The organism is Stagnihabitans tardus, from assembly GCF_009925085.1.
In the GTDB taxonomy this organism is placed as follows: Bacteria; Pseudomonadota; Alphaproteobacteria; order Rhodobacterales; family Rhodobacteraceae; genus Stagnihabitans; species Stagnihabitans tardus.
This window is the reverse complement of record NZ_JAABNR010000021.1, coordinates 1-22,791: the sequence shown is the minus strand read 5'-3', so window position 1 is coordinate 22,791 and position 22,791 is coordinate 1. Positions and strand designations below refer to the sequence as shown.

22 protein-coding genes and 3 pseudogenes are annotated in these 22,791 nt (G+C 65.6%); 11 read left to right on the top strand and 14 right to left on the bottom strand.

Annotated elements, in window-relative coordinates:
- Window positions 1-53: 53 nt before the first annotated feature.
- Window positions 54-1,076: a D-xylose ABC transporter substrate-binding protein gene (xylF, locus tag GV832_RS17340; protein WP_227754502.1), complete on the bottom strand. Its 1,023-nt coding sequence runs from the start codon at window positions 1,074-1,076 to the stop codon at window positions 54-56.
- 196 nt (window positions 1,077-1,272) lie between these two features.
- On the opposite strand from xylF, the gene GV832_RS17335 reads away from it, so the two are divergent.
- Entirely contained in the window at window positions 1,273-2,133 is an 861-nt protein-coding gene (locus GV832_RS17335; RefSeq protein WP_168776143.1) for a MurR/RpiR family transcriptional regulator, read from the top strand.
- 184 nt (window positions 2,134-2,317) lie between these two features.
- On the opposite strand, the gene GV832_RS17330 is transcribed toward GV832_RS17335, so the two are convergent.
- The 3 genes from GV832_RS17330 to iolD are packed head-to-tail and all read right to left on the bottom strand — an operon-like array spanning window position 2,318 to window position 5,872.
- Window positions 2,318-3,127 (bottom strand): SDR family oxidoreductase, encoded by an 810-nt coding sequence (locus GV832_RS17330; protein WP_168776142.1) that lies wholly within the window; start codon window positions 3,125-3,127, stop codon window positions 2,318-2,320.
- Entirely contained in the window at window positions 3,124-4,017 is an 894-nt protein-coding gene (gene iolE / locus GV832_RS17325; RefSeq protein WP_168776141.1) for a myo-inosose-2 dehydratase, read from the bottom strand. The genes GV832_RS17330 and iolE overlap by 4 nt, the downstream gene beginning before the upstream one ends.
- A gap of 1 nt (window position 4,018) precedes the next feature.
- The gene (gene iolD, locus GV832_RS17320) at window positions 4,019-5,872 is read right to left on the bottom strand and encodes a 3D-(3,5/4)-trihydroxycyclohexane-1,2-dione acylhydrolase (decyclizing) (protein ID WP_168776140.1); all 1,854 of its coding nucleotides are present in this window, start codon (window positions 5,870-5,872) and stop codon (window positions 4,019-4,021) included.
- A 132-nt stretch (window positions 5,873-6,004) separates the two neighbouring features.
- Here iolD and iolG (GV832_RS17315) point away from each other — a divergent pair, with 132 nt between their 5' ends.
- Genes iolG (GV832_RS17315) through GV832_RS17285 form a run of 7 tightly spaced genes read left to right on the top strand, consistent with a single transcriptional unit; the run spans window position 6,005 to window position 13,013 of the window.
- Complete coding sequence (iolG, locus tag GV832_RS17315; RefSeq protein ID WP_168776139.1) at window positions 6,005-7,012, top strand: inositol 2-dehydrogenase; 1,008 nt, start codon at window positions 6,005-6,007, stop codon at window positions 7,010-7,012.
- Window positions 7,012-8,442, top strand: coding sequence for an NAD-dependent succinate-semialdehyde dehydrogenase (locus tag GV832_RS17310; protein ID WP_168776138.1), 1,431 nt, complete (start codon window positions 7,012-7,014; stop codon window positions 8,440-8,442). Before iolG (GV832_RS17315) ends, GV832_RS17310 begins: the two co-directional genes overlap by 1 nt.
- Complete coding sequence (locus GV832_RS17305; RefSeq protein WP_168776137.1) at window positions 8,439-9,245, top strand: HpcH/HpaI aldolase family protein; 807 nt, start codon at window positions 8,439-8,441, stop codon at window positions 9,243-9,245. The genes GV832_RS17310 and GV832_RS17305 overlap by 4 nt, the downstream gene beginning before the upstream one ends.
- Complete coding sequence (locus GV832_RS17300; protein WP_168776136.1) at window positions 9,245-10,183, top strand: hydroxyacid dehydrogenase; 939 nt, start codon at window positions 9,245-9,247, stop codon at window positions 10,181-10,183. Before GV832_RS17305 ends, GV832_RS17300 begins: the two co-directional genes overlap by 1 nt.
- A complete protein-coding gene (locus GV832_RS17295) occupies window positions 10,183-11,295 on the top strand; it encodes a Gfo/Idh/MocA family protein (protein ID WP_168776135.1) in 1,113 nt (370 codons plus the stop codon). Before GV832_RS17300 ends, GV832_RS17295 begins: the two co-directional genes overlap by 1 nt.
- Window positions 11,292-12,215, top strand: a complete 924-nt coding sequence (locus GV832_RS17290) for a Gfo/Idh/MocA family oxidoreductase (protein ID WP_168776134.1) — start codon at window positions 11,292-11,294, stop codon at window positions 12,213-12,215. Before GV832_RS17295 ends, GV832_RS17290 begins: the two co-directional genes overlap by 4 nt.
- Window positions 12,216-13,013: a TIM barrel protein gene (locus GV832_RS17285; protein ID WP_168776133.1), complete on the top strand. Its 798-nt coding sequence runs from the start codon at window positions 12,216-12,218 to the stop codon at window positions 13,011-13,013. It abuts the gene before it with no gap.
- Window positions 13,014-13,063: 50 nt separating this feature from the next.
- On the opposite strand, the gene GV832_RS17280 is transcribed toward GV832_RS17285, so the two are convergent.
- The 4 genes from GV832_RS17280 to iolG (GV832_RS17265) form a co-directional block, all read right to left on the bottom strand.
- Window positions 13,064-14,077, bottom strand: coding sequence for an ABC transporter permease (locus GV832_RS17280; protein ID WP_168776132.1), 1,014 nt, complete (start codon window positions 14,075-14,077; stop codon window positions 13,064-13,066).
- On the bottom strand, window positions 14,074-15,552 hold the full coding sequence (locus GV832_RS17275; protein ID WP_168776131.1) for a sugar ABC transporter ATP-binding protein: 1,479 nt from the start codon (window positions 15,550-15,552) through the stop codon (window positions 14,074-14,076). Before GV832_RS17275 ends, GV832_RS17280 begins: the two co-directional genes overlap by 4 nt.
- Window positions 15,553-15,555: 3 nt before the next feature.
- Entirely contained in the window at window positions 15,556-16,584 is a 1,029-nt protein-coding gene (locus tag GV832_RS17270; RefSeq protein ID WP_168776130.1) for a sugar ABC transporter substrate-binding protein, read from the bottom strand.
- 102 nt (window positions 16,585-16,686) lie between these two features.
- On the bottom strand, window positions 16,687-17,694 hold the full coding sequence (gene iolG / locus GV832_RS17265; protein WP_168776129.1) for an inositol 2-dehydrogenase: 1,008 nt from the start codon (window positions 17,692-17,694) through the stop codon (window positions 16,687-16,689).
- Between the two features lie 119 nt (window positions 17,695-17,813).
- Here iolG (GV832_RS17265) and GV832_RS17260 point away from each other — a divergent pair, with 119 nt between their 5' ends.
- Window positions 17,814-18,629 (top strand): SDR family oxidoreductase, encoded by an 816-nt coding sequence (locus GV832_RS17260; RefSeq protein ID WP_168776128.1) that lies wholly within the window; start codon window positions 17,814-17,816, stop codon window positions 18,627-18,629.
- Here the strand turns inward: GV832_RS17260 and GV832_RS17255 are convergent.
- Complete coding sequence (locus GV832_RS17255; RefSeq protein ID WP_168776127.1) at window positions 18,626-19,756, bottom strand: substrate-binding domain-containing protein; 1,131 nt, start codon at window positions 19,754-19,756, stop codon at window positions 18,626-18,628. The two genes, GV832_RS17260 and GV832_RS17255, sit on opposite strands and share 4 nt — an antisense overlap.
- Window positions 19,757-20,083: 327 nt before the next feature.
- On the opposite strand from GV832_RS17255, the gene GV832_RS22100 reads away from it, so the two are divergent.
- Window positions 20,084-20,254: a hypothetical protein gene (locus GV832_RS22100; RefSeq protein WP_227754501.1), complete on the top strand. Its 171-nt coding sequence runs from the start codon at window positions 20,084-20,086 to the stop codon at window positions 20,252-20,254.
- Here the strand turns inward: GV832_RS22100 and GV832_RS17250 are convergent.
- The 4 genes and pseudogenes from GV832_RS17250 to GV832_RS17240 form a co-directional block, all read right to left on the bottom strand.
- Window positions 20,239-20,694 carry a DUF6634 family protein gene (locus tag GV832_RS17250; protein ID WP_168776126.1) on the bottom strand — a complete coding sequence of 152 codons (456 nt, stop codon included), beginning with the start codon at window positions 20,692-20,694 and terminating at the stop codon, window positions 20,239-20,241. The two genes, GV832_RS22100 and GV832_RS17250, sit on opposite strands and share 16 nt — an antisense overlap.
- A 59-nt stretch (window positions 20,695-20,753) precedes the next feature.
- Window positions 20,754-21,173, bottom strand: a complete 420-nt coding sequence (locus GV832_RS17245) for a P-loop NTPase family protein (RefSeq protein ID WP_168776125.1) — start codon at window positions 21,171-21,173, stop codon at window positions 20,754-20,756.
- 26 nt (window positions 21,174-21,199) lie between these two features.
- Window positions 21,200-21,328, bottom strand: a pseudogene (locus tag GV832_RS22700) (IS30 family transposase); the annotation flags it as partial.
- Window positions 21,322-21,726, bottom strand: a complete 405-nt coding sequence (locus GV832_RS17240) for a hypothetical protein (protein WP_168776124.1) — start codon at window positions 21,724-21,726, stop codon at window positions 21,322-21,324. The gene GV832_RS17240 and the pseudogene GV832_RS22700, both read right to left, overlap by 7 nt.
- A 669-nt stretch (window positions 21,727-22,395) precedes the next feature.
- On the opposite strand from GV832_RS17240, the pseudogene GV832_RS22760 reads away from it, so the two are divergent.
- Window positions 22,396-22,563, top strand: a pseudogene (locus GV832_RS22760) (hypothetical protein); the annotation flags it as partial.
- 128 nt (window positions 22,564-22,691) lie between these two features.
- Here GV832_RS22760 and GV832_RS17230 read toward each other — a convergent pair.
- Window positions 22,692-22,791 (bottom strand): annotated as a pseudogene (locus GV832_RS17230) (IS5/IS1182 family transposase); the annotation flags it as partial.

The window sequence follows — 22,791 nt, the reverse complement described above, 5'->3', positions numbered from 1 at the left end:
TTGCAAAAAGGGCGCCGCCCCCGGGGGGACGGCGCCTGTTCTGTCCGAAGGGTTTACTTGCAGACCTCGACGGTCGCGCCGCCCTGGCAAAGCAGGTCCTTGGTGATCCAGCCCGCATCCAGGACGACGTTCAGGTTGTCCTTGGTGATCGGAACCGGCTTCAGAAGCACCGAGTTCAGGTCCTTGCCGCCGGGCGACTTGAAGACGGCCGAGCCTTCGATCTTGTCCATCGCGGTGCCCGAAGCCAGGGCCACGGCGATTTCACCGGCGGCCTTGCCCAAGGCGCGGCTGTCCTTCCAGACCGAGACGGTCTGCGTGCCAAGCGCCACGCGGTTCAGCGCCGCCATGTCGCCATCCTGGCCCGAGACCGGCATCCCCGCCAGGCCCTGCGCCGTCAGCGCCGCCACGACGCCGCCCGCGGTCCCGTCGTTCGAGGCCACCACGGCATCGACGCCGTTGTTGGTCTCGGTCAGGATCTGCTCCATGTTCTTCTGGGCATTGGCGGGCTGCCAGTCGTCGGTATAGGCCTCGCCCACGATGGTGATGTCGCCCGCATCGATGGCCGCCTGCAAAACCTCTTGCTGGCCGCCGCGCAGGAAGTCGGCGTTCGGATCGACGGGCGAGCCCTTGATCATGACATAGCGGCCCTTGGGCATGGCCTCCAGCACGGCGCGGGCCTGCATGCGGCCAACCTCCACGTTGTCGAAGGTCAGGTAGAAGGCGCGCGGATCGTCGATCATGCGGTCATAGCCCACAACCGGGATGCCCGCATCGGCTGCGGCATCCAGGGCCGGCCCGATCGAGGCCGAGTCCTGCGCCAGGATGATCAGCGCCGAGCACCCTTGGGTGATCATGCCCTCGATATCGGCCAATTGCTTGGTGGCCGAGGTCTGGGCATCGGCCGAGACATACTTGGCGCCCGCAGCATCCAGCGCGCCCTTGATGGCGGCTTCGTCGGTCTTCCAGCGCTCTTCGCGGAAGTTCGACCAGCTGACGCAGACCGAAAGGTCGGCCGCTTGGACAGTCGTTGCCAGCCCGGCCACCGCAACGGTGGCCAGCAGAATGGACTTCATCATTGGTATTCCTCCCTTGGAATGCTGGCTTCCCGGGCCAGCGGGCGTATTCGCCGGGCTTCATAAGATGCAGATTCGCAATCTTTGTCAATTTCAATCTCACGCAATGGTCATTGCCAACACTGTTTTCCGCTTCGCAACGTCCAATGCTTGCGCGGGCGGCGCCCGGGCCCTAGTCTGACGCCCAAAGGAGAGGCCCATGTCCGACTACCGCCCGCCCGAGACCTATGAAGACCTGATCCGTCTGATCCATGACCGCTATGAGAACACGTCGAAAAGCTATCAGAAGATCGCGCTGTTCCTGACGCAGAACCCCAATGACGTGGCGGTCATGTCGGTCAATGCCATCGGCGAGAAATGCGGCATCCATGCCTCGGGCTTCGTGCGTTACGCGCAGACGCTGGGGTACAAGGGCTTCAAGGAGATGCAGACGGTCTTCCAGCGCCGCCTCTCCACCGCCGCCCCGGGCTTTGACGCCCGCATCAAGGCGCTGGAGCATGAGCTGGGCGCGACCGAGGGCGGCATCGGCCATCTGCGCGACCTCGTGGTGCGTGACATGGCCTCGTTGCAGGATCTTTTGGCCAATACCAGCGCGGCGGATATCGAAGCGGCGGCGGCCCTGATGGAGGCGGCCGATACGATCTACCTGGCGGGCCAGCTGCGCTCGGCCCCGGTGGTGGAGCTCTTGCGCTATGTCCTGACCATGCTGGGCAAGCGGACGGTGCTTCTGGACACGGGCGGGGGGCTGGCCACCCATATGGCCAAGGTGGCGCGTCCCAGTGACCTGCTCTTCGCCGTCAGCTTCCGGTTCTATGCGACCGAGGTGGTGAACGTGGTCGAAGAGACCGCCGCCCGGGGCGTGCCCGTGGTGGCGATTTCCGACTCGACGCTATCTCCTTTGGCGAAATCCGCCCGGGTGCTTTTTGCGGTGCCCGAGCACGAATACACCTTCTCCCGCAGCCTGGCCGCGCCGATGTGCCTCGCGCAGGCGCTGTGCGTGGCGATGGCCGGCCTGCAACAGGGCGAGAAGCCGCGCATCCCGGTGGTGACTGGTCCGTAAGAATTGGCCGGTAACCCGGGGTGTACCCCGGGCTACGCCAGTGACACGCGCGCACCCTTCCGGCAAGGTCGCTCTGTTTCGACAGCGTAGCCCGGGGTAAACCCCGGGTCTGGGCCCGCATGGAAAGGGGCGGGACGGCTGCTCCATCCCGCCCCCCTCGATGCGGCCTCCCATGGGAGCGGGGTTACAGCCGCAAAGGTCCATCCGGCGTGGGCATGCCGCCCGCGACGGCACCCCAGACCGATTGGTCGAAATTCACGATGGCGCCGGTCATCAGGCCCGCGTCGTCCGAGACGAGGAAGTTGACCGCCCGCGCGGCCTCCTCGGGATCGACCAGGCGGCCGAAGGGCAATTTTGCGGCTGCCTTGGCCTCCCAATCGGGGTCCTGTGCCTCTTGCAGCCCGCGTTCGTTGTCGGACGCCATCCAGCCGACGTTCAGCTGGTTGACCCGGATGCGGTTGGCGAGGACGGAGAAGGCGGTGTTGGCGGTCAGGGTCGTCAGCGCCCCTTTCGACGCGCAATAGGCGTTGATGAAGGGCTGCCCCGCCAGCGCGCTGATCGAGCCGATGTTGCAGATCGCGCCCTGGATGTCCTTGGCGATCATCAGCCGGATCGCCTCCTGCATCAGGAAATAGGGCCCGCGCACATTGGTGGCGAAAAGCGCGTCAAAGGTCTCAGGCGAGGTGTCCACGATGGTCCCCCGCGCGGTCGAGGCGCCCGCGTTCACCAGCACATCGAGCCGGCCGAAGAGCCGGTCGGTCTCGGCCACGACCTTGCGGCAATCCTCCACATTCCCGAAATCGGCCTGGACGAAATGCGCCCAAATCCCATGCGCCTCGGCGATGTGGCGCGCCACCAGGGCGCCGCGCTCGGCATTGCGCCCCGTGACCACGATCCCCTTGGCCCCCGCCGCGGCCAGCCGCCGCGCAATCGCAGCCCCCAGGCCCTGCGTGGCCCCGGTGACGACGCAGACCTTGCCGTCCATCCGGTTCATTTGGCCACCTCGTAGCCCGCCGCCGCCATGACCCGCAGCAGCTCCTTGTGGCCCTTCTTGGCCATCTCCAAGGGCGGAGAGACCTTCGGGTCCTGCTCTGCCTCGACGACGAACCAGCCCTCATAGCCCTTGGCGGCGAGCGCCTTGACCAAAACCTCGAAGTCCAAGGACCCATCACCCGGCACGGTGAAGGCCCCCTTCACGACAGCATCGAGGAAAGACTCCCGGCTCCGGTCCAGCCCATCCACCACGGCCTGGCGGATGTCCTTGGTATGGACATGGGTGATGCGCTTGTGGTGGTTCTCGATCACCCGCAGATTATTTCCACCCGCAAAGGCCATATGGCCCGCATCGAAGAGAAGCGGCACGGTGGAGTGCTTCATAAGCAAATCCAGCTCCTCTTCCGTCTCGATCGCCGCCGCCATGTGGTGGTGATAGGAGATCGGCATGCCATTCCCGGCGCACCAGTCGGCGAAGTCAGAGATCTTGCGGCCGTAGGTCGCAATCTCGGCCTCGGTGAGCTTGGGTTTCGTGGCCAGGGGCGCGGATTTCACGCCCTGGACCGAGCGCGCCGTCTCGCCATAGACGATGCAAGGAGCCCCCGCCGCCTTGAAGAAGGCATGCTGCGCGGCGATGCGGTCCTTTTCGACCTCGATATCGCCATCCAAGAGCAGCCCCGAGAACCAGCCGCCGCAGACGGAAATCCCATGCCGCGCCAGGATCGGACCCAGTTCGGCCATATCCATCGGAAAGCGCCGCCCGGTCTCCATCCCGGTAAAGCCCGCGACGGAGGCCTGGCGCAGGCACTCCTCCAGGGACACATCGTCCGAGAGTTCGGCCAGGTCGTCATTCCACCAGGCGATGGGGGCAATGCCCAGTTTCGCTTTCATATTAGACTCCGATACGTTGCTTGGCGCGGATGGCGATCTGGGCCTCGCGCGCCTTCTGGACGCTTTCGCGGTTGGACACTTCGGGGACGCCCACGTCCCAATCGGCATCCCCGGGGACCCAGGAATAGGCATCCGTGGTGATCGCAATCACCGTGGTCCGGTCATTGCCCCGCGCCCAGTCGAGCGCCTCGGCCAGGTCGGCCAGGCTTTCCACTTTGCGCGACAAAGCCCCCATCGAGGCCGCATGGGCCGCGAAATCGACATGCAGCGGGTTCGCCTTGTCGGTGATCCGGCAATCTTGCAAGAGGTTGTTGAACCCCGGCACGCCCTTGAATTGCTGCAGACGCGAGATCACCGCGTAACCGCCATTGTCGCAGACCACCACGATCATCTTGTGACCCGAAAGCACCGTCGAATAGATGTCCGAGTTCATCATCATATAGGTCCCGTCGCCCAGCATGACGATGGGCGTTCCCCCCAGGCTCCCGGGGCCCTCCTGGGCCATCGCACAACCCCAACCGGCCGCGATCTCATAGCCCATGCAAGAGAAGCCGAATTCCAGGTCGAAGGTGTTGGGAGACTTCACCCGCCAGCCCTTGGCGACCTCGCCCGGGATGCCGCCCGCCGCGGCGATCAGCGTGTCATTGGGGGCGGCGAAGGCATTCACCACATTCACGACCTGGGCATAGGTCGGCACCGGGGCATTGGTGGGCGCCTGGTGGCTGTCCAAAAGCGCATTCCATTCGGCGAAGAGCGCCTTGCCGCGGGCCAGATGCTCCACCCGCCAATCGCCCAGGGCGGCGTCCAGTTCCGTCAGACCCTCCAAGGCGTCGCAGACCACGGGCAGCGCGCGGTGCTTCAAGGCATCGAACCGCGCGGCATTGATGGCGATGAAGCGGGCATCCTGGGCAAAGGCGGTCCAGGAGCCGGTGGTGAAATCCTGCAACCTTGTGCCGAGGGCCAGGATCACATCCGCCTCCTCGGCCAGGGCATTGGCCGAGGTCGAGCCGATGATCCCGATCGGCCCGCAATGGGCCGCGTCGTCATGGGTCAAGCCGCCCTTGCCCGCGATGGTCTCGACCACGGGGATGCCACGCTTGACGGCAAAGGCGCGCAAGGCCTCTTCGGCGCCGGAATAGCGCACGCCGCCGCCCGAGATGATCAGGGGCTTCTTGGCGGTCTTCAGCAAAGCCGCCGCCTCGGCCAGGGCGTCACGGTCGGGGCGGGGGCGGGGGATGCGCCAGACGCGCGGTTCAAAGAAGGCCTCGGGGTAGTCGAAGGCAATCTCCTGGATGTCCTGCGGCAAAGCGATGAAGGCCGGGCCGCAATCGGCCGGGTCCAGCATGGCGCCGACCGCCTGGGGCAAGCTTTGCAGCAATTGCGCCGGATGGGTGATGCGGTCCCAATAGCGCGTCACCGCCTTGAAGGCGTCGTTCACGGTGATCGTCGGGTCGTTGTAATGCTCGACCTGCTGCAGCACCGGATCAGGCAGGCGGTTGGTGAAGGTATCCCCCGCGATCAAGAGCAAAGGCAGGCGGTTGGCATGGGCCGTCCCCGCCGCCGTCACCATGTTCAAGGCGCCCGGCCCGATGGAGGAAGTGGCCACCATGATCTGCCGCCGCCGCTTGGCCTTGGCAAAGCCGATGGCGGCCAGGGCCATGGACTGCTCATTCTGCCCGCGCCAGGTCGGAAGCTGGTCCTGCACGGCCTCCAAGGCCTCGGACAGGCAGGTCACATTGCCATGGCCGAAAATCCCGAAGACCCCGGCGAACAGCGGCACGCGCTGCCCTTCGATCTCGGTCATCTGCGCACAAAGCCAGCGCACCAGAGCCTGCGCCATCGTCAGTCTTGCCATCTTCCCCTCCTCGGATTCGCGGCTTCAGCATAGGGGATTGCATTGACCATTGACAATAGGCAATGGAAGCAATGAATATTGTTGCAAGGAATCTGCCCCCGCCATCGGCTCGGGGCACAGAGGGGGAACCACATGATCCGTATCGCCGTTCTGGGCTGCGGCCGCATCGGTGTGATGCACGCGGCCAATATCGCCGCCCATCCGCGCGCGGCCCTGGCGGGTGTCTATGACATCCATGCGCCGGCCGCCCTTGGGGTGGCCAAGACCACGGGGGCGCGGGTTTTCGCCTCGGTGGAGGAATGCCTGGCCGATCCGGGCGTCGATGCCGTGCTGATCGCCACGGCGACCGACACCCATGCCGACCTCCTCGAGGCCTGCCTGGCCGCAGGCAAGCCGGTGCTCTGCGAAAAGCCCATCGACCTGTCGCTGGCCCGGGTGAAGACCTGCGCCGAGCGGATCAAGGGCAATACCCTGCCCGTGCAACTCGGCTTCGTGCGCCGCTTCGACCCCGGCCACCGCGCCGTGCGTCTGGCCATTCAGGCGGGCCAGATCGGAGAGGTCCATCAGGTCACCATCACCTCCCGCGATCCGGGGCTGGCACCCGAGGCCTATCTGCGCGCCTCGGGCGGGATCTTCCGCGACATGACGATCCACGACTTCGACATGGCCCGCTTTATCTTGGGCGAGGAGATCACAACGGTCTTCGCCACCGGCTCGCGGCTGGTGGGGCCCGATCTGATGGCGGCCTTGGGCGATTTCGACACGGTCACCGTGGTCTTGACCACCGCTTCGGGCAAACAGGCGGTGATCGGCAATTCGCGCCGCGCGGTCTATGGCTATGACCAGCGGGTCGAGGCCTTTGGTTCGGCCGGCATGGCGATTTCGGAAAACCGCCGCCCCCATGCCATGCGCCTGACCGGGGCCGCCACGACCGATGCCGCGGCACCCCTGCTGGATTTCTTCATCGAGCGCTACCGCGAGGCTTTCGACGCCGAGATCGACGCTTTCGTCACCGCCATCGAAAGCGGCTCTGCGCCGGAGGTGGGGTTCGAGGATGGGGTCCAGGCCCTGGTCCTGGCCGAGGCCGCGCTTCTCTCGGCCACCGAGGGCCGTGCCGTTCAAGTCTCCGAGGTGCTGTGATGTATGGCTCTTTCGGATTGTTCATCGGCGGCGCCTGGGTCCAGGGGGCCGAAACCGCCCCGGTCTTTTCCCCGGTCAGCGAGAAGCCCCTGGGGGATTGCCCCCAGGCGGGTGTGTCTGACACCGAGGCCGCCATCGACGCGGCCGCCCGGGGTTTGAAGGCCTGGGCTGCCACCCCGGCCTTCTCCCGCGCCGACGCGCTGCACAAGATTGCCGACGAGATGACCCGCCGCACCGATGAGGCCGCGCGGATGATCAGCCTCGAAACCGGCAAGCCGATTGCCCAGGCGGGGCGGGAATGGGGGCTCTCCATCGACCAGTTCCGCTGGTATGCCGAGGAGGCCCGCCGGATCTATGGCCGCATCGTCGAATCCCGCGTGCCGGGTGGCCGCTTCGAGATCCACCACGAGCCGGTTGGGATCGTGGCCGCCTTCACCGCCTGGAACTTCCCGGCGGCGCTGATCGCCCGCAAGGTCGCGCCGGCCTTGGCGGCGGGCTGTTCCGTCATCGTCCGGCCCTCCTCCCAGACGCCGGGCGTGGCCATGGTCATGGTCGATTGCTGCCGGGCAGGGGGGCTGCCGGAAGGGGCCTTGGGGCTGGTCGTGGGGCCGACGCAGGCCACCTATGCGCCGATCATGGCGGACAAGCGCGTCCGCAAGGTCTCTCTGACCGGCTCTACCCGCGTGGGTCAGCAGATGATCCGCGACGCGGCCTCGACGCTGAAGAAGGTCTCGATGGAGCTCGGCGGCAATGCCCCGGTCATCATCTATGACGATGCCGACCTCGAGGCCTGCCTGAATGTCACCGTCCCCACCAAATTCGCCAATGCCGGTCAGGTCTGCGTGACGGGCGACCGGTTCTATGTCCATGAAAGCCTGCATGACGCCTTCGTCGCGGGCTTCAAGGCGCGGGCCGAGGCGATCAAGCTGGGCGACGGGCTTGACCCAACGGTGGGCATGGGGCCCTTGATCAACGCAGGCCGCCTGGACGAGATGGAGAAGATCACCGCAGGCGCGCTCTCCGCAGGCGCGCGTCTGGTGACGGGCGGCGCAAGGGCGGGCTTCAACGCGGGCCATTTCTACCTGCCCACCGTCTTGGCCGATTGCACCGATGACATGGCCGTGATGGCCGAGGAGAACTTCGGCCCCATCGCCGCCATCACCCGCTTCCGCGACGAGGCCGAGGTGCTTGGGCGCGCCAATGCCTGCGACATGGGGCTGTCGGCCTATGCCTTCACCTCGAACCCCGGGCGGGCACGGCGCACGGTGGCGGCGCTGAAGGCCGGGATGGTGGGGATCAACTCCTTCGCCATGGCAGCCTCGGAGGCGCCCTTCGGCGGCACCAACCACTCCGGCATGGGGCGAGAGGGCGGCGCCGAGGGCATCCGGGATTACCTCGACGTGAAATCCAGCCAGGTGGTGTGGGCATGATCGCGAACCGTTTGAAATCCCTTTGGGCCGAGGGGAAACCCGCCATCAACGGCTGGTGCAGCATCGGCAACCCCTTCACCGCCGAGATCATGGCGGCGCAGGGGTTTGATAGCATCACCATCGACATGCAGCATGGCGCGCTGGATTACAGCGCCGTGCTGCCGATGTTCCAGGCGATGCGGGCGAGCGGAGCCGTGCTCATGGCCCGCGTGCCCTGGAACGAGCCCGGGGTGATCATGAAGGCGCTGGATGCGGGCGCCTATGGCATCATCTGCCCGATGGTGAACACCGCGGCCGATGCGGCGACCTTCGTCAAATGCCTGCGCTATCCGCCCCATGGCGAGCGCAGCTTTGGCCCGACCCGCGTGTCTTTCGCCGCCGGCGCCAATTACGCGGGCGAGGCCAATGACAATATGCTGGGCCTCGCGATGATCGAAACGGCGGAAGCCTTCGCCAATGTCGATGCCATCGCGGCCACCCCGGGGCTCGACGGGCTTTACATCGGCCCGGCCGACCTGACGCTAAGCCTGACGCAAGGCCGCCTCGCCCCCGGCTTCGACCGCGAAGAGCCCGAGATGGTCGAGGCGATCCAAACCATCCTTGCCGCCGCCAAGAAAGCGGGCATCCGGGCGGGCCTCCACTGCGGCACGCCGGACTATGCCGCCAAAGCCATCGGCTGGGGCTTCGACCTGACCACGGTCGGCGGCGACTCACGCTTCCTCTCCGCCGCTGCCGGGGCCGCGGTGACGCGTTTCCGCGCGCTGACCCAAGGCGAAGCCCGCACCGAAAAGGGAGCCTATTGATGCCCCATCTTCTCGTGGCCGGAAAGCTGCACCCTTCTGGGCTGAAGCTCTTGCAAGGCTCGGGCCATAGTTTCGATTATGTCGAGGCCATCACCGAGGCCTCCTATCAAGAGGCCCTGCCGCGGGCCGAGGCCATCGTGATCCGCACCCAGCCGCTGGGGGCCGCGTCCATTGCCAAGGCGCCGGGGCTGCAGATCGTCTCGCGCCATGGCGTGGGATATGATGCGGTGGATGTGGCGGCGCTGAACGCCCGGGGCATCCCGCTTTGCATCGTGGGGGATGTGAATTCGGCCGGCGTGGCCGAACATGCGATGATGCTGATCCTCGCGGCCTCCCACCGGCTTATCGCGGCGGATCGGGCGACCAGGTCGGGCAACTGGGCCTGGCGGAACGGGCTGCAGACCCATGAAGTCGCGGGCAAGACCCTGCTGATCGTGGGTTTCGGCCGGATCGGGCGGCATCTGGCGGGGATGGCGCGGGCCTTCGGCATGAAGGTCGCGGCCTATGACCCCTATGTGACCGACTGGCCCGATCTTGCCACCCGCGTCACCGATCTGACCGAGGGCCTGCGCGCGGCCGATGCGGTCTCCTTGCACCTGCCGCGTGCGGACCGGGTGATCCTGGGCGCCTCCGAGCTTGCCGCGATGAAGCCCGGCGCGGTCGTCGTCAACACGGCACGCGGCGGCCTCATTGACGAGGCCGCCCTGGCCCGCGCCCTGGCCGGTCACCTTGGCGCCGCCGGGATCGAAGTCTTCGACGCCGAGCCTCCGGCGCAAGATCATCCGCTCTTTGGCTTGGAAAACGCCATCCTCACCCCGCACAATGCCGCCCTGACCGTGGAATGCGCCGAGCGCATGGCCCTGGCCTCGGTGCAGAACGTGCTTGATTTCTTTGCGGGGCGGCTCGACCCCTCGCTGATCGTGAACAAGGTATCCTGATGAAAAAGCGTCTCAACATCGGCCTGATCGGCACGGGTTTCATGGGCAAGGCCCATGTCTTCGGCTTCACCTCGGCCCCCAAGGTCTTTGACCTGCCCTTCGATCTGCATCTGCACACCGTGGCCGATATCACGCCCGAGGCCTCCGAGCGCGCGCGCCTCGCCCTGGGCTTCGAACAGGCCACCGCCGATTGGCGCAGCATCATCGCCGATCCGGCCATCGATGTGGTCTCGATCACCGCGCCCAATGCCCTGCACAAGGAGATGTCCTTGGCCGCCATCGCCGCCGGCAAGCATGTCTATTGCGAAAAGCCGCTGGCGCCCCTGGCCGCCGACGCCCTGGAGATGACCCTCGCCGCCGAGGCCAGGGGGGTGAAGACCCAGGTGGGCTTCAACTACCTCTGCAACCCGATGCTGGCGCTCGCGCGTGACATGATCCAGGCCGGAGAGCTCGGTGAGATCCGCGGCTATCGCGGGCTCCATGCTGAGGATTACATGGCCGACCCCAATGGGCCCTGGACCTTCCGCCACGACCCGGCAGGGGGCGGGGCGCTGGCTGATATCGGCTCTCATGCCTTGGCCACGGCAGAGTTCCTGTGCGGCCCGATCACCCGCGTCATGGGCGATTGCGTCACCATGATCCATGAGCGCCCCGACGGCCGCGGCGGGCGCCGCGCGGTGACGGTCGACGACCTCGGCCGCGCCTTCCTGCGGTTTGAAAACGGCGCCTCGGGTTCCATCGAGGGCAACTGGATCGCGACGGGTCGCAAGATGCAGCATGACTTCGAGGTCTATGGCACCAAGGGCGCGCTGGCTTTCTCCCAAGAGCATTTCAACGTGTTGAACTTCTTCAACACCGCAGACCCCAAGGGCCGCCAGGGCTTCCGCCGGATCGAAGCTTCGCCGGATCACGCGCCCTATGGCCTTTTCTGCGTCGCGGCAGGCCACCAGATCGGCTTCAACGACCTCAAGGCCATCGAGGTCGCAGGCTATGTCCAGGCCATCGGCGGCGCGCCCGAGCCCTTCAACTTCCGCAAGGGCCTGCGCATCCAAGCGCTGGTCGAGACGATCCAGGCCTCCTCGCGCGAGGAACGCTGGATCGACGTCAAATGAGCCTGCGGGTTGGGGTCATCGGCCTCGGCGTCATGGGGGCCGATCACGCGCGGGTCTTGCAGGGCGAAGTGCGGGGCGCCCATCTGGCCGCCACCTGCGATCCGGTGGGGGAGTGCTCCCACCGCGACCCGCATGAGATGATCGAGGTGGTCGATGCGGTGGTCATCGCCTCGCCCGATGCAACCCATGCGGATCTCGCGCTGGCCTGTCTCGCGGCGGGCAAGCCGGTGCTTTGCGAAAAGCCGCTCGGTGCCACGGCGGCCGAGGCCTGGCGCGTGGTCGAGGCCGAGGTCGCCTTGGGCCGCCGCTTGGTGCAGGTGGGCTATATGCGCCGCTTTGACCCGGCATATCTCGCGATGAAGGCCTGCGACGTGGGGGAGCCCGCGCTCTTGCACAACATCCACCGCAATGCCCAGGCGCCCGATTGGTTCGTGGGGGCCATGCCGATCACCAACTCTCTGGTGCATGAGATCGACATCTCGCGCTGGCTTTTGGACGACGAGATCACCGAGGCCCGGGTGGTGGGCCAGGACCCGATGCTGGTGACGATGCAGACCGCCAAGGGCGTGCTGATCTCGACCGAGGTCTTCATGAATGCGGCTTACGGCTATCACGTGCATGCGGAATTGGTGGGGCGGGCGGGGACGGTTGCCATGGCGCAGCCGACCCGGGTGCTGACCAACCGGGCGGGCGCGCATGGCCATGGCTATCCGATGAACTGGGTGCCGCGCTTTGCCGAGGCCTACCGCGCCCAGATGAATGCTTTCGTCGCGGGGGCCCGCAGCGGCAGCCTTGCGGGCGCCTCGGCCTGGGATGGCTATGCGGCCACGGCGATTGCCGAGCAGATCATCCCGGGGCTGGCCTCGGGCCTGCCCCAGACCATCACCCTTCCCGCCAAACCCCAGCTTTACGAGGCCTGAATGAAATTCGCGATCAACCGGACCTGCGCGCCGGGGCTTTCCCTTGCCGATTTCATCGCTTTGGCCCAGAGAGTGGGCGTCGGCGCGGTGGAAATCCGCAATGACATCGAGGGAAGGGAATTCGCCGATGGCACGCCCGCCGCCGAAGTCCGCGCAAGGCTGGAGGATGCGGGGCTCGTCGTGGCCTCTGTCAACGCGTTGCAGCGTTTCAACGACTGGACGCCCGAGCGCGCGGCGGAGGCCGAGCGGCTGGCCGCCTATGCCGCCGCGCTTGGCGCGCCGGGGCTGGTGCTCTGCCCGGTCCATGTGCCCGAGGGCTGGGACCAGGCGCGCTCCGAGGCGCAGCTGCGGGACGGCCTTGCCGGGCTGGCGCCGATCCTGAAAGCCCATGGCGTGACGGGCTATGTCGAGCCGCTTGGCATGACCCATTCCACCATGAAGCGCCAGGAAATGGCCGTGGCTGCGATGGAGGAGGTCGGCGGGCCCTGGCAGCTTTGCTATGACACCTTCCAGTTCTTCCGCTGCGGCGATGACCGGCTCTTCCCCGCCCATATCGGTCTGGCACACATGTCGGGCATCACCGACCCGGGCGCGCCGGGTGACCTGGTGGAACCCCAGCGCGGCCTGATCTTCCCGGGCGACCGGGTGGGCAATATCGCCCAGCTTCAGGCGCTGAAGGCGGCGGACTACCAGGGGTTCGTCTCGATGGAGCCCTTCTCTCCCGCCGTCCAGAACGACCCCGACCTGGCGCAGCACCTGAGGGCCAGTCTCGACTACGTCGCAGCTCTCCTGGCCTGAAAGGCAAAACCCCCGCCGGATCGCTCCGGCGGGGGGTTCCTTTTGCGCCCTCAGGTCCTTGTCTTGACGCCCGAGGATCTGCGGCTGGCGAGCGTCGTCAGCACGGCCGCCACGATGATCACGGCGCCCGTCGAGGCCTGGACGTAAAAGGACGGCACCTGCGCCAGGGTCAGCAGGTTGTTGATGACCCCGATCAGCAAGACGCCCGAGACCACGCCGATGATGTTCCCCTTGCCGCCGCCAAGCGAGACGCCTCCGATCACCGCCGCCGCAAAGGCCGAGAAGATGATGCCTTCGCCCTGCGTCGTCACCGCGCTGTCCAGGCGCCCGGTCATCAGCACCCCCGCCAGCCCCGCCAGCAGCCCGGCAAAGACGAAGGCCGACCAGATCACTCGGTCCACGTCGATGCCCGCCGCCCGCGCGGCCTCTTCATTGCGGCCGATGGCGTAAAGCGCGCGGCCATAGCGGTGGTATTGAAAGATGCAGCCGACCAGCACCGCCACCGCCAGAAAGACCAGGACCGAGACCGGAAGCCCCGCGATCTTGGCCGAACCGAGGTAAGTCAGCGCCGCGCCCGGGGAGTATATCGACCGCCCGTTCGAAATGATCAGGATCGAGCCGCGCAGCAGAACCAAAAGCCCCAGGGTCGAGATGAAGGGGTTCAGCCCCACCCGCACCACCATGAAACCATTGAAGAACCCGATGAGGCCCGCCGAGCCCAGGGCCACCAGAAGCCCCGCCCAGCCCGGCAGCTCGACCCCATATCCCCCCGCCGAGGCCGAGGCCATCAGCACCGCCGCCAGCATCGGCGCAAAGCCCACGATGCCCTCCAGCGACAGGTCCAGCCGCCCGATCAGCACGACGAAACTGAGGCCGATCGTGGTCAGGCCCAGGACCGAGACCTGTTCCAGGATGTTGATCAGGTTGATCGTCGACAGGAACCGCGGCGCCACCACCGCCCCCACGATGACCAAAAGCAAAAGCACCGGATACATCGTGAAGCCATGCGCCACGAATCCCTGCCCGAAGGCCTGCCACCGCGACCTCTCTGCGCGCACCATCATGCCACCCCCTCCATCCGCAAGATCAGATCCTTCATGCTGTAATCGCCCACCAGTTCGCCCACGATCTCCTCCTCGAAGACGATGACGACGCGGTTGGCGAGTTGTGAGATTTCGTCCTCTTCGTCCGAGACGACGACGACGCCCATGCCCTTGGCCGCAAGATCGCGCAGGAGGCCGTAAAGCTGTTCCTTGGCGCCGACATCGACGCCGCGCGTGGGGCTGAGCGCCACGATGACCTGCGGATCCCGGCACAGCGCGCGGGCAAAGACCACCTTCTGCTGGTTGCCGCCCGAAAGCTGCCCCACCGGCTGCTCCAGCGAGGCCGCAATCACATTGGTCCGCCGTGCAAGGTCGCCGACATGGGCCGCCTCCCGCCCCCGGTCGATGAAGCCCAAGCCGCCCGACAAGAGGTCGAGGCCGCCCAGGGTCACATTCTCTCGCACGCCCAGAAGACCCACATAGCCCGAGGCATGGCGGTCGGTGGGCACCAGGCCAATCACCGGCAGCTTGCCCGAGGGGCTAAAGACCCTGCCCCCCAAAGGCGCCTTGTGACCGGCAAGGATCATGGCCAGATCCTCTTTGCCACTGCCCACCGGGCCCGCCAGGGCCACGATCTCGCCCTTGCGGACCTGGAAATCGACCGTGCCCTTGCCCAGGCGCAGGCCCCGCGCCTCCAGCAGCGGCGGCGCGGAGGCATCCGTGAAATCCTCGCGCACCGAACGCTGGGTCTTTTGCCCCATCATCAGGTCGGCGATGGTCTCGACGTCGAGGCTGCTGACCGCCGCCCGTTCCGTCACCGTCTGGCCATCGCGCAGGATGGTGACGGTGTCGGCGATCTCGAAGACCTCATCCAGGTGATGCGAGATATAGACGAAACTCACCCCTTGGGCCTTCAAGGCCCGCACATGGTCGAACAGCACGCGCTTTTCGGCATTCGAAAGCGCGGCGGTGGGTTCATCCAGGATCATCACCGGAACGCCGCGATTGAGCGCCTTGATGATCTCCAGAAGCTGCCTCGTGCCCGCGCCCAATTGCCCGGCCAAGGCCGTCGGGCTGATCTCGATGCCCCAGGTCTCCAGAACCTGGGCCGCGCGGGCGATCATCTGGCGGTGACTGACCCAGCCGCGCCGGCGCACGGCGGGGTTTTCCAGGAACAGGTTCTCGGCCACGGTCAGCAGATCGAACAGACGCGGGGTCTGCTGGACATGGGCGATCTCGTCCCGCAGGGCGGCCGCATAGCTCTCGCCATTGGCGATGATATCGGCCTGGCCGATGCGGACCCGCCCGCTGTCGGCCGCCACGATACCGCTGAGGCACGAGACCAGCGTCGATTTCCCCGCGCCATTGCGGCCCAGAAGCGCGTGGATCTCACCGGGGAGCACGGTGAAATCCACGCCCCGAAGCGCGCGCGTGGAACCGAAGGTCTTGGTGATCTGGCGCATCTCTACGATGGGCGCCTTGGGTTCCACGACCATCGCTTACTTCGCCAGCTGGTTGGCCCAGAGGCCCGCGTCATCGACATTGTCCGCCGTGACGAGCGTCGCCTTCAGCTGGTATTGCGGCCCGACCGGGGTCTCGATGACCTGGCCATCGTCGCGGGGGCCAAGCTCGATCTTGCCGCCGCCCGAGACGAGCTCGATCAGCTCGGCCGTCTTGGTGGCATAGGCCGAGAGGGGCTGGGACACGGTCGCATCCAAGGCCTTGTCGCGGATGAGCTGCAGGCCCTGGGGCGTGCCGTCGATGGCCACCCGGATGACCGAGGCCGCATCGCCCACCGCCGCATCGCGTCCGGCGGCCTTCAGCTGCGCATTGACGGCGGTCGCCATGAGTTCCGAGGCCATGAAGATCCCCGCAAGGTCCGGCGTCTGGGTCAGCACGTTCTGCGCCGCATCGGCCGCCATGTCGGCGGTCCATTCGGTCGGGCGCTGGATCACCTTCACATCCGGTGCCAAGGCCGCCATCGTATCGGCAAAACCCTTCGAGCGGTCCAGACCATTGGGCGTGGTCAGGGCGCCCTGCAGCTCCAGCACAGTGCAGGTCTTGGCGGCCCAGCACTCCTTGCCCTGCAGGCGCTTGGCCATTTCGGTGGCGCCCTGCACGCCCGCATCCAGGTTGTCGGCGCGGATCGTCGCGGTGACCATGCCGCCGGCCGGGGCGTCGTCGATGGAAAACACCAGCGCGCCGGCCTCATTCGCGCGCTTGACCGCCGGGACGATGCCGGCCGAGTCCAGGGGCGCAAAGACGATGACATTGGCGCCATTGGCGATCAGGTTTTGCAGCGCATCGACCTGGGCCGCGATATCGCCATTCGGGTCGGGCGAGCCCACGACCGTCATCCCCTTGTCGGCAAAGGCCTTCAGCGAAAGCTGCAGCATCAGGGTCTGGAAATCGTCTTTCAGGAACTTGGGCGTAAAGCCGATGGCCACCTTGGAATTGTCAGCCAGGGCGCCCGTGGCCATGGCAGCCAGGGTCAGCGCACCGAGCGTGCGGCGGGTCAGTTTGTTCATGTCTTCCTCCACTGTTGCAGGCGCGCCTTATGGGCGCCCGTCCTCGTCCCGGGCTTTCGCCCCGGTCCCTCTGGCCTTCGGAACCCCCTCCCCGGGGTCCTGTCAGGCGATCTCTGCGACTTGCACCAGGCGGCGCTCGGCCAAGGAGCGGTAGGCCGCCTCGGCCAGGATCAGCGCCCGGCGGCCGTCCTCGAAACTGGCCAGCGGCTGGGCGCCCTGTTCGACGCAATCCACGAAACCGTCGATCTCGGCCATGAAGGCCTCGAGATAGCGTTCGAGGAAGAAGAACTGATAGGGCTCGGCGCCTTCGGTCCGGGTCGCGGTGAAACGGCGCAGCTCATGCGGCTTGCGGTTGTCCGAAATCAGCATGCCCTTCGATCCCATGAGCTCCACCCGCTGGTCATAGCCGTAGACGGCGGTGCGCGAGTTGTTGATGTGGCATTGCTTTCCGCTGCCCGTGCGCAGGATGACCATGGCGCTGTCGATCTCGTTCAGCTCGGCGCCAAGCGCCGGGTCGATCAGCGCGCCGGCGAGGGCGAAGACCTCGGTGGGCTCCTCGCCCAGCATGAAGCGGGCGAGGTCGAAGTCATGGATCGTCATGTCGCGGAACAGCCCGCCCGCGGCCTCGAGGTAGGCGCGCGGCGGCAGGCTAGGGTCGCGCGAGGTGATGATGACCTGGTGCAACTCGCCGATCTCGCCCGCCTGCATGGCCTTGCGCGCGGCGGAATGGCCGGGGTCATAGCGGCGGTTGAAGCCCAGCTGGATCGGCAGCTTGGTGCCCTTGATCCGGTCGGCGCAGGCGTTGACGCGGGCGAGGTTCAGGTCGATGGGCTTTTCGCAGAGCACCGCCTTGCCCGCCGCCACCGCCATCTCGATGTAATCGGCATGGGTGGGGGTCGCGGTGGCGATCAGGACGGCATCGACCTGAGGGCTGGCAAAGACCTCTTCCGCACTGGCGAAGGCGCGCACACCCTGAGCCTCGGCCACCTTGGCCGCCGAGGGCGCATGCAGGTCATAGACCCCGGCCAGCGTCGCGCGGGGATGGCGCGCCACATTGGCGGCATGCATCTGCCCGATCCGCCCACATCCCAGAACCGCCATGCGCAACATCTTCTCCCCCTCACGCAAATCTTTCTTCGTTGGTGCAATACCTGTTGCATGATCCTGAGTCTGTCAATAGGAATTTTGAAAGGATGAACTTCGCAATATGTGATGCAATGGAGGATGGCATGAGCAGGGTGGATGGCAAGGTCGGGATCGTGACCGGGGGAACGCAAGGCTTGGGCGCGGCGGTGGCGCGGCACCTGGCGGCCCAGGGCGCGCGGGCGCTGGTGACCTGCGGGCGGAGCCTGCCCAAGGGTCAGGCGGTGGCCCAGGCGATCGAGGCCGAGACGGGATGCCAGGTGCGCTTCGTCCAGGCCGATCTGGAAAGCGTCGCCGATTGCCGCAAGGTGGCGGCGGCGGTGGATGAATTCGGCGGGGTCGACATGCTGGTCAATGCGGCGGGCATCACCGACCGGGGCGACATCCTGACGACAGATGAGGCCCTCTTCGACCGGATGTTCGCCATCAACACCCGCGCGCCGTTTTTCCTCATGCAAGAGGCGATCCGGCGCATGGTCCAGGCGGGCAAGCCGGGCGCCGTGGTCAATATCGGCTCGGCCGCGGCCCATTCCGGCCAGCCCTTCATCTGCGCCTATAGCGGGTCAAAGGGCGCCCTGGCGACGCTGACGCGCAACGTGGCCTTTGCCGCGATGAAGAACCGGGTGCGGGTCAATCAGCTGAACATCGGCTGGATGGCGTCGGATGGCGAGGACCGGATCCAGCGCGACTACCACGGCGCCGATCCGAACTGGCTGGAGGCCGTGGCGGCCTCGCAGCCCTTCGGCCGGCTTCTGGCGCCGGAAGAGGTCGCCAAGGCGGTGGCCTTTTTGCTGTCGGACGACTCCGGGATGATGACCGGCGCGGTCATCCATTTCGACCAGTCGGTCTATGGCGCCTACCCTTCCGCGCCCCCGGTCCCCGAGACGGCACTGAGCGCCTAAAGGCAGTTGTAGCGGGTGTAAAGCAGGCTGGGCGTGAGGCGGCTGGCCGGCTGGACACCCGCCCGCGCCTGGGCGATGCAGTCCACCGCCCCTGCGATCTCGCGGTCGAAGTCATGGCCGATCGTCACGTCCATCACGCCTTTTTCCAGCAAGATCCGGACGTTGGCGGTCAGCTCATGGCCCACGAAGACGACCTTGCCCGCCAGCCCCTCATCCTCCAGCGCCCGCCCAATCCCCAGGTTCGCGCCCGAGACATTGTAAATCGCCCCTGGCGCGCCATGCATCGCGATATGGCGGCGGATCGCGTCATAAACCACCTCGACGCTTTCATCCGAGCTCACCTTCTCCTCGATGCTCAGCATCGGAAACTCGGACCGCAGCACCTGGCGGAAGCCCTGTTCGCGGTCCAGCTGGCAGCGAAACGGCACCGAGCCCACGAACAGCACCCGCCCCGGCGGATGGCGCGGCATCAGCCGCCCGCAGAACCAGCCCGCCGTCGAGCCGCTGGCAAACTGGTCCGAGCCCACGAAGGCCGTCCGCCCCGAGGAGGGCAGGTCCGAGGTCAGGCAGACCACCGGCACGCCCCGCGCCACCACGCCCTGCACCGCCCGGTTGACCGCCGGATGTTCGCGCGCCACCAGCACCAGCCCATCGGCCCCCTCGGCCACCGTCTCGATGCGATGCGCCATCTCTTCGGCGCTGATCGCGTGGGAAACATGCAGCTCGGAGTGGAATTCGACCTCCGGATGGGCCACCCAATAGCGGTCCGCCGCCTCGGCCGCAGCCTGGTTGAACGACCGCCCTGATTCCGCCAGAAGCCTCAGCCGCAGCCTCTCGCGCGGCGCGGCCCGGGGCTCAGGCGGAGCCTGGTCGACCCGCGCCGCCACATCGCTTTGCAAGATCGCCTGAAGCTCGCGAAAGCCCGAAAGCCCAAGGGTCTGCGCCAAACGCACGAGGCTGGAGGCATGGACATCGCAGCGCTTGGCGACCTCGGCTGAAGACAAGAGCGCCACCGCCCCGGGATTGGCCAAGAGGAAATCCGCCAGCCGCCGCGTGCCCTTGGAGAAATTGCCCTGAACGGCCAGAAGGTGGACGCGAAGCTCGTCAGCGGTGGTGGGTTTGGCCATATGCATCTTCCTGTTGTGCAGGAAGCATAGCAGTCGGTCAGAGATATGCAAGTTTCATTGCATTAGCGCCCAAATGCGTGCGTTGGCGGCAACCTCTACCTTGGCATGAAGATTGGACCGGGTGTCTTCCCGTCCGCGATGAGGGCAGCCTTTCGCCGCAAACCTCGCGCAACCATTCTTCGCCACGCATGCTGGGCCATCTGCTTCGTGCCGTAATCTGGCGGGGAAAAGTCGACAAGATATGGTTGATTGGCCGCTCTAGAGTTTGCCTGAAAAGTCTCGGAACTGACCCAACGGCAGCTTTCCGTCCCTTGCAACCATCCGCGCGTGGTCAACCTTCTCGTCCAAAAGCAGACGGTCGTGCTCGGATACGGCGCAAGCCGGGCGGATCTGGAAGGAGCAATGGATCGCACTTCCCGTTCGGCCAGTTTTGGTCACGGGACGGCCGGGACTGATCTCGCCATGGTCGCCTGCGGCAAGCATCAAGCCTCCAGCTGAATCAGTGTGACGTGCTCATGGATGACGCCGCGCCGGATCCACTCCTCCGGCAAATGGTCGTCATATTGGCCGAGACGGTAGAAACGGGACCAGGTCCTCGCCCATCCGTCGAGATGCGAAATCTGAAACACCGGCGAACTTCTGAACCTGGCGCCCAGACGGATCGTGGGATGCTTTTCGACATGACCGATCAACACCGGGCAGCCCCGGTCGAACACCGCGCACCAAGGATCCACAAAGGGGGCGTCATGCAAGTCAGACGCACCGGGTCTCTCGCGGCTGGGATCGTCGAGGTGACGCAGGATATCGTCCAGCTGTGGCGCCTCCCCGAGGGCCGGCCCGAGTCGAAACAGGAGAATGAGGGCCACGAACACGGGGTTCTCCTGCAAAACGTCTATTGGGTTCGAGGTTTGCATCTCGGCCCGGACATGTTCGATCATGGCGGACAGCGGCCTGATCGGCGGAAGGTTCAACACGGGTGACATTTGAATGCCCTTCGTCAGTTGAGTCTTGACTTGTTCTCGAAGGCCAGGGCCGCCTCGATCATGCGCTGCACCATGCGAAGGGATAGCGCTGCCGTTCCCCCCGATCGTTCGACGAGGTCTTGGACCACTTCGATCCCCTCCTTCGACAGATCGCGCCGCCGTCCAACGCGTTCGGCGAAGGCGATGAGATGTTTCCTTGTGGGGAGGCCGACATGGATCGGCGGACACCTGCTTCTCAAAGGAGCGGGAACAGGGCGGATGTCGTTACCGGTCAGGAACCAGCTGACGAGGGACATGTCGAAGGGAATCTCGAAGTAAGGACAGTTCCACTTTCCGGCCGTCGAGGGTTCGAGCAGCGGCAAGAGGCCGTTGCAGAGATCAAAACTGTTCCCTTGTCTGCTGGTCATCCCGCCAGCCTTCTCGATCTCATCCATGATCGCGATCGGGTTCCCTGGGCGCGCTAGCCCAGATGCGACTTTGGTTTGGTGGAGAGTTTCGCCTTGCGATGACCTCGGCCAAGGACATGGGCGCGGAAGACTTCGGCGGGGGTTCGGAAGCCCAGGCACTTCCGTGGGGTCTCGTTCAGGGAAATTCGGCTTGCATTTCTGCGGCGATCTCATCCGCGCGATGTTCATTGGCAAGCCGGAAAAGATTGATTCCGTCACGGAGCGGAAACAGCCGCTCTCGGTCTTCCTTCTTCAGGTGCGCCATCCCGGAGGCGGCCTGCCTGCGGTCCGTCAGCGCTTTCGCCCGTCGCGAAATCCTGTCGTGGTCGTCGTTGACCACGTGAACGACGGGGCTTTTGATCTCCTCTGGCAGATCTTCCGATGGGGTGCTCTGCGCGCCTTCAGCCTCATTCGATAGGTCAACCATCTTGACCGCGCGGGCGCGTCTGAGCTTGCGAAGAACCTCCACAAGATGGCTTTCGAGATCCCTTTGCGTTTGATTGGGCGGGAAAGGACATTTGATGAAGGGGAACGTGGGCATGGTGGGACTCTTTTGGCAACGCGGGACCATTGGCTGGTCGCAGGACAGCCAAGGCGATCTCTGGAGGATGGGGTTAGGCCAGGTTTTGGGCCCTTCAGCCAAGGCGCAGTCGGTCGCGCAAGCGCCGTCAGGTCGTTTCGAGCATGTCGTTCATCCGGTCCGGCAGGCAAACCTTTGCTGGCGCCCGCAGTTGCGATCGTAGGCGTGCGAAAACCGGGTCTCCTATTGGGAGACCGGCGTTCTGGGCGGGTGACGTGATTCCTTGGCATCACGCTAAGGCTGGATAGCCGCGCCCGTCAACCCGGATTCCGCAGGCGCAAACAATATAAGTATATGTTTCAGAAAAATAAATTTGCGAAATTCGGACTGCGAGCCAAGGTATGGCTCTGTCGTTAGGGTGAAGAAGGGCGGGCTTGTTCCGCGCAGGTCCAACGGAAAGCCTCCTGGCTGGGCGCGAAAGCCATAGACAGTGCGACTGTGGAAATCCCGTCAGGTAGCGAAAAACATCCGGGAGCGTCGACGTCTTTGGGGGGCGAATACGGAGCCTTGCCTCCTATCGTAGACTTGACGATCAAGCATCTGAACAGGTCGGGGACGCGTCGTGAGGCGCAGGACAGAAGCCCGCTTTGACTTCCTGGAATGCCACGCCCTTAGACAGGTTGTTTAAAACGTTCCGGCTTGATCTCAAAGTTTGGCGTCCGCCAGATCCAGGCGTCGATGGGCTTCACGGCCAATGAAGATTTGGTCACCGGCAACCTTTGCTACGATGCCACCGGGAGGAAGCATTTATCCAGCTTGACCTTCGCTCAACACTTTTTTGATGTCACGACAGACAGTTACCTGATGCCCTTGATGTCGACTGCCGTCGGCGCGACCGATTCGTCGTCGACATGGCTGCCGGCCATTCCAGAATTTCTCGGTTCTCTGGCCTCCGCGCGCGTCCTAGGTTCAGGACTCATTGAGTTTCAGAGCCAGAAGATGACAGTTGCGGCGAGTGCGATGGCCGAGAGGTAGACCTTGGGACATCTGTCGTAGCGGGTTGCGATCCTGCGCCAGTCCTTGAGG